General features: G+C 43.0%; 8 protein-coding genes. 2 read left to right on the forward strand and 6 right to left on the reverse strand.

Annotated elements, in window-relative coordinates; all coding sequences use genetic code 11:
• Positions 1-109: 109 nt before the first annotated feature.
• The 6 genes from AC3CIA_RS19710 to AC3CIA_RS19735 form a co-directional block, all read right to left on the reverse strand.
• Positions 110-895 (reverse strand): DeoR/GlpR family transcriptional regulator, encoded by a 786-nt coding sequence (locus AC3CIA_RS19710; protein ID WP_004732237.1) that lies wholly within the window; start codon positions 893-895, stop codon positions 110-112.
• Positions 896-1,171: 276 nt separating this feature from the next.
• Complete coding sequence (gene glpK, locus AC3CIA_RS19715; protein WP_017072631.1) at positions 1,172-2,698, reverse strand: glycerol kinase GlpK; 1,527 nt, start codon at positions 2,696-2,698, stop codon at positions 1,172-1,174.
• 59 nt (positions 2,699-2,757) lie between these two features.
• The gene (locus tag AC3CIA_RS19720) at positions 2,758-3,612 is read right to left on the reverse strand and encodes an MIP/aquaporin family protein (RefSeq protein ID WP_488519613.1); all 855 of its coding nucleotides are present in this window, start codon (positions 3,610-3,612) and stop codon (positions 2,758-2,760) included.
• A 590-nt stretch (positions 3,613-4,202) separates the two neighbouring features.
• Positions 4,203-6,311 carry a type I secretion system permease/ATPase gene (locus tag AC3CIA_RS19725; RefSeq protein ID WP_488519643.1) on the reverse strand — a complete coding sequence of 703 codons (2,109 nt, stop codon included), beginning with the start codon at positions 6,309-6,311 and terminating at the stop codon, positions 4,203-4,205.
• 86 nt (positions 6,312-6,397) lie between these two features.
• Positions 6,398-7,759 carry an HlyD family type I secretion periplasmic adaptor subunit gene (locus AC3CIA_RS19730; protein WP_488519614.1) on the reverse strand — a complete coding sequence of 454 codons (1,362 nt, stop codon included), beginning with the start codon at positions 7,757-7,759 and terminating at the stop codon, positions 6,398-6,400.
• Positions 7,756-9,861: a peptidase domain-containing ABC transporter gene (locus AC3CIA_RS19735; protein WP_488519615.1), complete on the reverse strand. Its 2,106-nt coding sequence runs from the start codon at positions 9,859-9,861 to the stop codon at positions 7,756-7,758. The genes AC3CIA_RS19730 and AC3CIA_RS19735 overlap by 4 nt, the downstream gene beginning before the upstream one ends.
• Positions 9,862-10,212: 351 nt before the next feature.
• On the opposite strand from AC3CIA_RS19735, the gene rtxH reads away from it, so the two are divergent.
• Complete coding sequence (gene rtxH, locus AC3CIA_RS19740) at positions 10,213-10,557, forward strand: protein RtxH (protein WP_004732223.1); 345 nt, start codon at positions 10,213-10,215, stop codon at positions 10,555-10,557.
• A 26-nt stretch (positions 10,558-10,583) separates the two neighbouring features.
• Entirely contained in the window at positions 10,584-11,045 is a 462-nt protein-coding gene (gene rtxC, locus AC3CIA_RS19745; protein ID WP_102436863.1) for an RTX toxin-activating lysine-acyltransferase RtxC, read from the forward strand.

Genomic DNA, 11,045 nt, shown 5'->3' on the forward strand with positions numbered 1-11,045 from the left:
ATTCGAGCATAGAAGCGACAGTGACAGCGAGCAAGTTTTACTTTATTAACTTTTCTATAAAGAATCGTGATTCATTTAAGAAAGTGGGTCACCGAGCACTTATGTCGAGTTATTCGCTCACCGGACGAGCGGTATCGATCACTTCTAATGGTATTGCTGAATCTTTAAGGATATTGAGAATCTCTTCTGGTGGCTGTTTATTGGTAAAGACCATGTGCGCTTGAGAGATATTACCGAGCTTAACCATCGCGTTACGGCCAAACTTAGTGTGGTCGACGGCTAAGAAGATGCTGCGACTGTTTTCGATGATCGCTTGTTTTACGCGAACTTCGTGGTAATCAAAGTCGAGCAGTGAGCCATCAAAGTCGATGCCACTGATGCCCAAGATACCGAAATCAAGGCGGAACTGCTTCACGAAATCGAGTGTCGCTTCACCAACAATGCCGCCGTCACGGTTTCTTACTTCGCCGCCCGCCAAGATAACCTTTATCTCAGGATTCGGCAGAAGGATGCTGGCAACATTGATGTTGTTGGTCACGACTCTTAATTGCTTGTGGTTCTTGTTGAGTGCACGGGCAACGGATTCTGGTGTGGTGCCGATATCAACGAACAGGGTAGCGCCATCTGGGATGTGCTTAACCAGTTCATCGGCGATCACGTCTTTTTCGTTGAAGTTAAGCGCTTTACGCGTGTTGTAAGAGGTGTTTTCTGAACTTAAAGGAATGGTTGCACCACCATGATAGCGACGAATTTTGTTGCTATCAGCGAGTTCGTTTAGGTCGCGTCTGATGGTTTGAGGGCTTACATCAAACTTCTCTACTAGCTCTTCGGTACTCACATATCCTTGTGTTTTAACCAGGTCGACGATCTGCTGGTGTCTTGGTATTTGCTTCACTTTACTTACCACTCCCTGCGCGCTGCTGTGTTTTAGCGCACTTAATTCTAAATATCACCTCGCGCTATTGTGCTCGAATTGATACTCAGAGAGAAGTAATGATGGTGAGGAATCGTGTCTAAACCGCAAAAACGAAGCGCAAAATGTAGAAACAGCCCCTGAAACGCAAAAAAGAGCACAAGATTGTGCTCTTTTGGGTTTCGTTTACTGAGATTCGAACAACCGTTTTAGTTAGGTACGGTTGTTCGTGTCTTAGTTCTAGTCTTGGTCTTGTGACTAGTCTTCACCTTCGTCTTCGTTATGAAGTTCAGACCAAACTTGTGCACACTTGATAGCGCGTTTCCAACCTTTGTAACGGCGGTTACGCTTCTCTTCATCGTGATGTGGCATAAACGTACGGTTTAGCACAGCCTTATCTTGAAGCTCATCAATGCTGCCCCAGAAACCGACCGCTAGACCAGCAAGGTAAGCTGCACCCAATGCCGTTACTTCCGTTACTTCAGGACGGTGAACTTCAGTATCAAGCACGTCTGATTGGAATTGCATTAGGAAGTTATTCGCTACCGCGCCGCCATCAACACGTAGGGTTGCTAGTTTAATGCCAGAGTCCGCTTGCATTGCGTCTAATACGTCGCGAGTTTGGTAAGCAATGCCTTCCAGAGTCGCACGAATGATGTGGTTCGAGTTAACACCACGAGTAAGGCCAACAATCGTACCACGAGCGTAAGCGTCCCAGTATGGTGCACCTAGGCCAGTAAAGGCAGGAACAACATACACGCCGTTTGAAGAATCAACTTTCGTTGCAAAGTACTCAGAGTCTTCTGCGCCAGCCAGTAGCTTCATTTCATCTCGTAGCCATTGGATTGATGCGCCGCCCATGAATACCGCACCTTCAAGTGCGTAAGCTGGTTCGCCGTTAGGACCACATGCCAGTGTGGTTAGTAGGCCGTTTTTCGACGTTACTTTCTCTTGGCCGGTGTTCATTAGAAGGAAACAACCTGTACCGTAAGTGTTCTTAGCTTGACCCGCTTTTACACACATTTGACCATAAAGTGCGGCTTGTTGGTCGCCTGCAATACCTGCGATTGGAATACGAGTACCGCCTTTACCACCAAGGTTCGTTTGGCCGTAAACTTCAGATGAGCGTTTAACTTCAGGCATCATTACTGCCGGAATACCCATCTCATCAAGTAGCTTCTGGTCCCAACATAGGTCATTGATGTTGAACAACATAGTACGTGACGCGTTAGTGTAATCCGTAACGTGTACACGTCCTTGAGTCATTTTCCAAACTAACCAAGTATCAACCGTACCGAACAACAGTTTGCCTGCTTCAGCGTCTTCACGAGCGCCTTCAACGTTGTCTAGAATCCATTTAACTTTGGTACCTGAGAAATACGGGTCAAGGACTAAGCCTGTATTGTCACGTACGTAGTCTTCTAGGCCACGTGCTTTAAGGTCTTCACAGATGTCTGCTGTACGGCGACACTGCCATACGATTGCGTTGTATACCGGCTTGCCAGTTTCTTTGTTCCAAACGATAGTTGTTTCACGTTGGTTGGTAATACCAATACCCGCTAGCTCGTCGCTGCGAATACCTGCTTTCGCTAGGGCTTCAACCAATGTAGAACTTTGAGTTGCCCAGATTTCCATTGGATCGTGTTCAACCCAACCCGCTTTAGGGTAAATCTGAGTGAATTCTCTTTGAGAAGAGCTAACGATGTTTGCATCGTGATCGAGGATTACAGCGCGAGAACTTGTCGTGCCTTGGTCTAGGGCAACAATGTATTTTTGCTCGGTCATGGTAAGAATCCTTTTTGTCTCGTTATTTATATTTTAGTAAATGTAAGGTCGCTTAGGTATTAAGCTTGAGCTTGTTCAGCTTCTTGTTCTGTTTCACATTGGTTTGGAATTGTGCAGCCTTGGCCTTCAACGGGTAGGTAAGCACCGATAACTCGTGGGTACAACCAGCCACCAAAACATGCACCAGCAATTGGGGCAAGGATTGGTACGATGAAGTAAGGAATATCACGAGCACCTGTTAGTGCGAAATCCCAACCTGCAAAGTAGGCGAACAGTTTTGGTCCGAAATCACGAGCAGGGTTCATTGCGAAACCAGTCAGTGGACCTAAAGAACCACCAATAACCGCGATCAGTACACCAATTAGTAGAGGGTTCATTGCACCGCGAGATGCGCCGTTGTTCTCATCACCTAACGCTAAAATGGCAAACATCAACACTGCAGTAATCACGAATTCCACAGCAAAAGCGCCGAAGAAAGAAAGTGAAGCATGTGGGTAAGTCGAGAAGATACCAGCAGTTGATAGTGCGTCTTGGCTGCTACGAACAAAGTTATGTGCGATTTCGTAGTCAGTAAATAGGTTGCTGTATAGGCTGTAAACCAATGCTGCAGAGCAGAAAGCGCCAAGCAGTTGCGAAATGATGTAAGGCACCACTTTCGCTTTATCAAAGCCATGGAACATGGCCAGTGCAATCGTTACGGCTGGGTTGATGTGTGCGCCTGAAACGCCGGCAGTACAGTAAATTGCAATCGCAACACCGAAGCCCCAGATGATGCTGATTTCCCATTGTCCGAATGTCGCACCAGTTAATACTAGAGCGGCCACACAGCCAACGCCAAAGAATATGAGTAATCCTGTACCGATAAATTCAGCCAAGCATTGCCCAAATAAAGAAGGGTGTTTGTTTGTTGTCATGTTCGAGTCCTTTTTAGTTTTGCTTATCTAGCACGTGTATTGTGCATATATTTGCGAACTCGAAAATAAACGAACATCAAAAGTGAGCGTTTGAGCATAAAATTGTTAATTAAAGTCACTTGAAATGTTAATCCGAACACTTTTGCTCGAAAAAGATGCTCGCATGAACGTCATTACTCGAATTGATAGGTTGCGAAGTCGCTCAAACTACCTATATGTAAATGAATGCGCAACTGGTACGAGGAGTTTATGTTTGGATTTGTGATGCTACTTCGTGGGTGGCGGATTATTAGACTTAAGTAGGGAGGGCTGTGTGATGTTTTTGCTATGTAACAAGGGAGTTAACAAATGAGCTTATATGCATAAATGAATAAACTGCCAACTATGTTGTAGTTTGGCAGTTTTAATAGTTAGTCAGTTCATGGCTTTTAACTTGCCGTAGTTGATTAACAACAAGTTATAAAGAATTGTCTACGATCGGTGTTTGAGACTCTAGTTATTGAACGATGTTTGATATTGAATTAATCAAATACAGATACTCAGGTACAGCCTCAGTTCGAGTTTCTCTCGCAATAGATACGATAATTTTATTACCCTATCTGTTGTTTCCAGAGTTTGGCATAAAGCCCTTCTTTCTCAACCAGCTCATCGTGGGTTCCGTTTTCACACACTTGGCCTTTATCAAGAACTAGAATGTTATTCGCATGACGAAGAGTGTTGAGGCGGTGTGCGATGCTAATTACGGTTCTACCTCGACAGATCTCGTCCATGTTGCTCATGATGGCAGCTTCAGAGTTATAATCGAGAGCAGAAGTCGCTTCATCAAGCAGCAAAATTCGAGGGTTTACGAGTAAGGCTCTTGCCAATGCGACACGTTGACGCTGACCACCAGATAGAGAAGAGCCTTTCTCACCAACCGGTTGATCGAATCCGTGGGGAAGCTCTTCAATAAATTCTAGAGCGCCAGCAAGTTGCGCTGCGTGGCGCATCTCTTCATCTGAAGCTTGTGGCTTACTTAGGCGAATGTTATCTGCAACACTTCCTGAGAAAAGAATGCTGTCTTGCAACACAACACTCATATTGCGGCGTAACGATATAGGATCCGCGATAGCTAGGTCCATACCGTCGACCAACACTTGACCATGCTGGGGAACATACAAGCGTTGTAGTAGCCGGGTTATGGTGCTTTTCCCTGAGCCCGATGGGCCTGTAATACCGATAAATTGCCCTGGTTTTATTTCTAATGAGAGGTTAGCTAGTACCTCCGGAGCGTCTTCGTGGTAACGGAATCTAATGTTGTTAAACTCTATGCCACCATTGAGTTCAGGGACAGAAGCTAGCCCCTGTTTACTGTTTTCTTTTGGTTCATCAAGAATGTCACCCACTCGTTTCAATGCAATGAGAGTATGTTGAAAGTCTTGCCAAATTTGAGCAAGTCTAAGTACCGGTTGGGTAACATGACCAGCTAACATATTGAATGCGACCAATTCACCGGGCGTGAGCTCACCATTTAGTACAGCGCTGACTCCCCACCATAGCAATAATGCGGCGGTAAGCTTTTGGATAAGTGCGATGCTTTGCCCTGCAATTAACCCAGACTTTTGAGCATCGAAACTACGCTTTAGTTGCTGGCTGAGTATACGTTGCCATTGATGTAAGAATCGATGTTCAGTCGCAGTTGTTTTAATGGTTTCAATGCCTGTTACCGCTTCAGTTAAAAAGGTTGTGGCGTCGGCGTCTGATTCGTATTCTGATTCCACTTTTTTTCTTATTAAGGGGCCTGCGATAAGCCAAAGTAAGAAATAGATGATCAATGAACCGATGACTAACCAAGTCAGAGTACTAGCATAGTGGAACATGACGGCGATAAAGACAGCCACAAAAATTAAGTCGAGTACTAACATTAACGTCGAACCCGTTAAAAACTGACGGATTTGTGCCATTTCACGAACTCGCGCAATGATTTGCCCGGTTTGTCTCTGCTTAAAATAAGTGAGTGGAAGGCCAACTAAGTGACGATAAAGGCGCCCTGATAGCTCTGCATTAACCTGACTCGCCAAATGACCAAATACGGTATTGCGTAAGTAACTGTATGCTGGTTCAGCAATAGCTAATGCGAGCATGGCCATTGCGAGCACATGAAGACTTGATAAACTGCGACCTACTAGTACTTTGTCGATGACATTTTGAAATAGCAACGGGCTTACTAGTGCGAATATCTGAAGTGCAATAGCATAGAAGAACACATCACGCATCTGGCTTTTTTGACGCCAAATAGAGGGGGCAAACCAACTAAGGCCAAATTTCACTTCTTTGTTACTTAGTCTTTCATCCGCGACCAGCATTACCTTGTAAATCGATAATTGACTATTCAGACTAAGCTCACTCTGTTGGTCTAATTGAGTGGTTGGGTCATATAAAAGAGAGGAACCATCAGCTGACTTTGTAAGCACTTTCCAACTATTGTCGATTTCAATTAAAACGGGTAGTGGAAGGGTATCTAGCTCGTTTGATTTTACTTTCGTTACTTGACTTTTCAGGCCGATATAATCCGCCGCTTCCCTTATTTGCATGTCGCTCAAATTGGAATGATTGACACCCAATGCATGTTTTAGCTGTGTTTTAGTCGATTTCTTGTGAAAGTGATTTCCAGCATAAACGACGGCGTCTATTCCGCCATTATCTTTTGTGGTAGATATATCTTGATTGCTAGAGGTATCTTGAGTGCAAGAGGTATCTTGGGCGATAGACACATCTTGTGTTGTTGATAAGGTCATATCCATTCTCATCTCTCTCGTAGCGACTCAGCTTGGTATTCACGTATTGGGCTAAGTATATAGTCGATAACTCGGCGCTTATCCGTTTTGATTTCCGCAACAACGGACATACCAGGCGTTAGCTCAACGCTTTCTCCGTTAATTAAGATATTGTTATTGATGAGTTTAACTTGGGCTGGGAAAACAAGCCCTAGACGTTCATCCGTGGTCGAATCACGAGAAATACTTAACAACTCCGCTTCGATAGTGCCGTAGCGAGTATATGGAAACGCATCTACTTTTACGGTCACTGACTGTCCGGGATAAACAAAACCAACATCTTTGTTGAGAATCTGTATCTCTGCTTGATGAACGGAATTTCCAGGGACAATAATCATCAAGTTTTGTGCAGGTTGAAGTACCGCGCCTAGCGTGTAAATGCTGAGTTGCTGCACTGTGCCATCGACAGGGGAGCGGATTATTTCTAATTGTTCACGCTCACGAACTTTAGATAACTCCTGAGCTAACCCAACCAACTGCAACTTTGCTTGCTTTCGTTTCTCAAGCCACTCTCTTTGCTTTTGTGCTTTGAAACCGGTTAACCTCTCTTTAAGGCTGTGATATTGGGATTTCAAAACCTCTAGTTCAGCTCGCTGCTGAGACACTTGACGCTGAACCTCCAGTAGCTCTTTTTCTTGCTCTAGATATTCTACGTGTCCAATGACTTTTATTTGATTCAACGTTTTTCGTGCCGCGAGTCTTTGGCTAATATTGTCGGTCAACTGAATTAAGGCGTTGATGTCGCTTTGACGGGCTGCCTGTGATGCATTGTTGACGTACATTTCTGCCTTGATACTTGCAAGAGTCGACTCGTACTCGCGTTTCTCGCTAAGGTGGTTTTCATTGATTAATGTCTGCTGTGCCGATGGTAAGGTCGAAAATAGAAGGTCTTTAGAGAGTGGAAGGCCACTGTTCAGAGATCGGTAGCGAACTAATTCATTTGTCTGATATTCGGATTGAGTGATGAGACGTGTAATGTCTTGATTAATGCCTAGGGTGTCGAGAGTAAGAAGTGGCGCGCCTTTATCAACTCGCTGCCCGTCCTTAACGTGAATGGAGAGGACTCTACTTTGTTCATAAGATTGAATTACTTGTGAACGTCCAGAGACAACGAAACGCCCGGTTGCTGTCGCTTGTACGTCCAGTTTCCCCCAATACGCCCAAAGTAATACCGCTATTACCCCTAGACTAAGAGTGATTGCCGTTAAACGAGCAAATGGTGAAGGAGGGCGCTGTGACAAAGCGAGGTGTGCAGGCAAAAACTCGTAGTGGTTCTCTGTGGCTTGGTTGAACTTTAATCTAGCCAAGAATTGCTTGATTACGCTTTTCATGCGTTTGAATCCTCTTGTTTGAGCTCTTGTTGAAGTTGCCACAACTGTTTGTACTGTTTACCCAACGTTAATAATTGTTGGTGGCTGCCTTGCTCGACGATACTCCCTTGATGAAGAACAATAATTCGATCACAATCTCGTACGGTGGATAATCGGTGAGCGATAGTAATGACCGTTCGGCCCTTTGCGATGTTCGCCATATTGGATTGAATCAACGCCTGTGATTCATCGTCAAGTGCACTAGTAGCTTCATCTAAAATAATGATTTTGGGGTTAGAAAGCAGAGTTCTTGCAATCGCGAGCCTTTGCTTCTGCCCGCCAGAAAGAGATTGCCCGCCTTCTGCTAATATCGTGTCGTAGCCAATTGGGAGCTTCATAATAAACTCGTGAGCTCCAGAGAGCTTCGCCGCTTCGATAACCTCTTCTAAGCTTGCCTCAGGTTTTGATTGGGCAATATTCTCGCAAACGCTTTTGTTAAATAGGTAGTTTTCTTGCAGCACTATGCCGATTTGTTGACGCAGTTGCTGAATACTAATTTGATTCAGTGGAGTGTCATCAACCGTGATTAACCCTTGCTCTGGGTTGTATAGTCGCAGTAATAATCGAGCTAAGGTGCTTTTCCCAGAACCAGATGTGCCGACAACGCCTAAGGTTTGTCCTGCTTGTATGTCCAAAGATAAATTATGGAGAGTAGGAGGGGTATCAAGTTGGTAACGAAACAGAACGTTTTTGAAAGAAATAGCCCCTTGCATTGTCACCATGTCGTTACCTGTATGTTGTTCTACCGGCAAATTGAGCATGTCTCCTAATTTCTCTAACGCTACGCGGGTTTGAATAAACTGCCCCCATAGTTCGACCATACGAGATAAGGGTTGAGCGATGTGATTCGTCATCATGTTGAAGGCAATGAGTTGGCCAATAGTCATCTCCAATGACAATACTTCAGTTGCTCCTAGCCATAAAATACCGACACTGGTTACCTTCTGTATAAGTTGAACAGCATGATTAGAGCGATTGTTAATTTGTTGGACTACGTATCCAGTAGAAACCATTTTTTCTGTTTGTTCGTCCCAACGGCGAACAAAGCGTGGCTCTACGGCTAAACTTTTTAGAGTTTCACTGCCAGCCACTGTTTCTGTTAGAAATGAGGTGTTTGCAGCAGCATGTGTAAATTGCTCTTCTACCGCCGTTTGCATTCGAGGCGTAAGCCACCAAGCGAGCAATACATAAAGAGGAATGGTTGCAATAAATAACAATGTAAGGGTCGACGAAAGTAAGCTCATTACGTAGAGAAAGACAAACATGAACAAGAACTCGACAGTTAAAGTAAACATCGAGCCTGTCAAAAACTCTCGTACGGTATCTAGCTCACGTACTCTAGTGACGATAGCGCCTACTTGGCGTGTTTTGAAGAACATCAAAGGAAGGCCAAACAAGTGCTTTACCAACTTAAGCCCTAATTGAATATCAATTCTATTGGCTGTGTGCGCATATTGATATTCGCGCAAGCCGCGAAGTATAACCTCTACAATGCCAGTGATCACAAGCCCTATCACAAGCACGTCAAGGGTTGACCAGGCTTGATGTACAAGCACTTTATCCATCACAACCTGAAAAAATAGCGGTGAGATTAAGGCGAGTATTTGCAATACAAAAGAAAACAAAAAAATTTCCCCGAGTATTCTTTTGTGTTGCAAAAACTCAGGAATGAACCAGGTGATATCAAAACGTGATTGAGGTTGTTTTATTTCAAGCCAACTTTTGTTCCATATCGAGTTTATTTTATCATAGGGAATCACTTCAGGAGATTCTTTATTAGGGTTTTGTATTAAACAAGATTCTTTATTAGCTTTAGCTAAAATAAATGGTAAGCCTTGAGTATCAAATAGAATAACAGGTGTTGTTATATTGTTAATCTTTTTTGTTTTTGAACGTTTAATTACAACATTAACTTTGTTGTTTGTTTGTATTTTCTTTAATTCATCGTTGAAGTTTTTTGATTCTTCAGTTGTGTTCTTTATATTAGTTATGTCTTTTTTTACGCCTAAAATACTTAAGTATAGGTTTATACACTTCAGGGTTAGAACTTCATTTTGTGTCATTATTTAAGCTTCATTGCTGATTTTTATGATATTTAAAAAAGGGCGGCATAGTATCAGCACCTTAGAAACTCTTCAAATTTATATTTACTAATAAGTAAAATAAAACATGCAACATTTTTCTTGGAAAATGCATTGTTTATTTTTTTTATTATGATAATGAGATTTTTATGTTTTTCAATTAATAGAATATATACTCTAAAACAAAAATAAAAGTAAGTTGATTCAAATTTTTTTGAGGTGTAAAATTAATTTATAAAACGCAACTAATTCTTATTTTGTGTTTTTCTATTTTAATAATAGTTGTTTCCAAGGCTAATCAAGCCGTTGTATATAATTAATCGGGTTTAATTTATGACAGAAAAGTTTGTTCAAACAGTATCGAGTGTTAATTACAATAAAGGTGTTTTCTCTCTTTATTTCGTAGGTCAAGATCAAAACAATATGGCTAGCGGCGTAATGGCTGAAAATGATGGTGACCTCGAACTTAAACAAGTCGTTCATATGCCAGCTTCTGGTTTTATGTATATGGTCTCAATGGTTAAAAATATGCTCGAAGATCCTCGTATGTCGGCAGAATTTGACAAGCTAGTTGCAGCAGGTTTTTTACCTTCAGACGAGCCTAATGTTGAGCAGACTGAAGAAGTGCAGACAGAAGAAAAACCTGCGCCAAAGAAGAGAGCTTCTAAAGCTAAATAATAGCTGTATTCGGTGATATAGAGCCTATGTCTATTACACATCAATCAGCAAATCTTACCTTAGCTCAAATTAAAAATTTAATTGGTGGGGTGATGTTGTTAAGTCAGCATTCTCCTCTCCACAGCAGATACGTTGTTGCTGAATGGCAGCAGCGCATTATGCCGGCGTTTGAGCTAAACCAGTTTTGCTATTACGAAGATGAACAAGGTCGCCCAATTGCATTTTGTAATTGGGCGTTTTTGTCTGAGCAGAGTCGAGATGCACTGCTATCAGGGGATCGAGAAATCTCTTTATCTGACTGGAGGTCCGGTCAGCATATTTATATTCCAGAGATGATAGCACCATTCGGGCATGGTCGAGAGGTCGTAAATGACCTTCGACGCCGTGTATTCCTTCCGTGGAAGGGGCAGAAAGTTTGCACTGTCCGCGGCAAGGTCGATGTTCAAAATGATCGCTGTATCAGAAAAGTACAGTGGTTTTCTATTTAA

This window comes from Vibrio sp. QJM3NY_27, assembly GCF_057785955.1.

Bases quoted from the DNA above. Each gene is read 5' to 3' on its own strand.
- glpK (WP_017072631.1), bottom strand. From the start codon at position 2,698: ATGACCGAGCAAAAATACATTGTTGCCCTAGACCAAGGCACGACAAGT.
- AC3CIA_RS19720 (WP_488519613.1), bottom strand. From the start codon at position 3,612: ATGACAACAAACAAACACCCTTCTTTATTTGGGCAATGCTTGGCTGAA.
- AC3CIA_RS19730 (WP_488519614.1), bottom strand. From the start codon at position 7,759: ATGAAAAGCGTAATCAAGCAATTCTTGGCTAGATTAAAGTTCAACCAA.
- AC3CIA_RS19735 (WP_488519615.1), bottom strand. From the start codon at position 9,861: ATGACACAAAATGAAGTTCTAACCCTGAAGTGTATAAACCTATACTTA.
- rtxH (WP_004732223.1), top strand. From the start codon at position 10,213: ATGACAGAAAAGTTTGTTCAAACAGTATCGAGTGTTAATTACAATAAA.
- rtxC (WP_102436863.1), top strand. From the start codon at position 10,584: ATGTCTATTACACATCAATCAGCAAATCTTACCTTAGCTCAAATTAAA.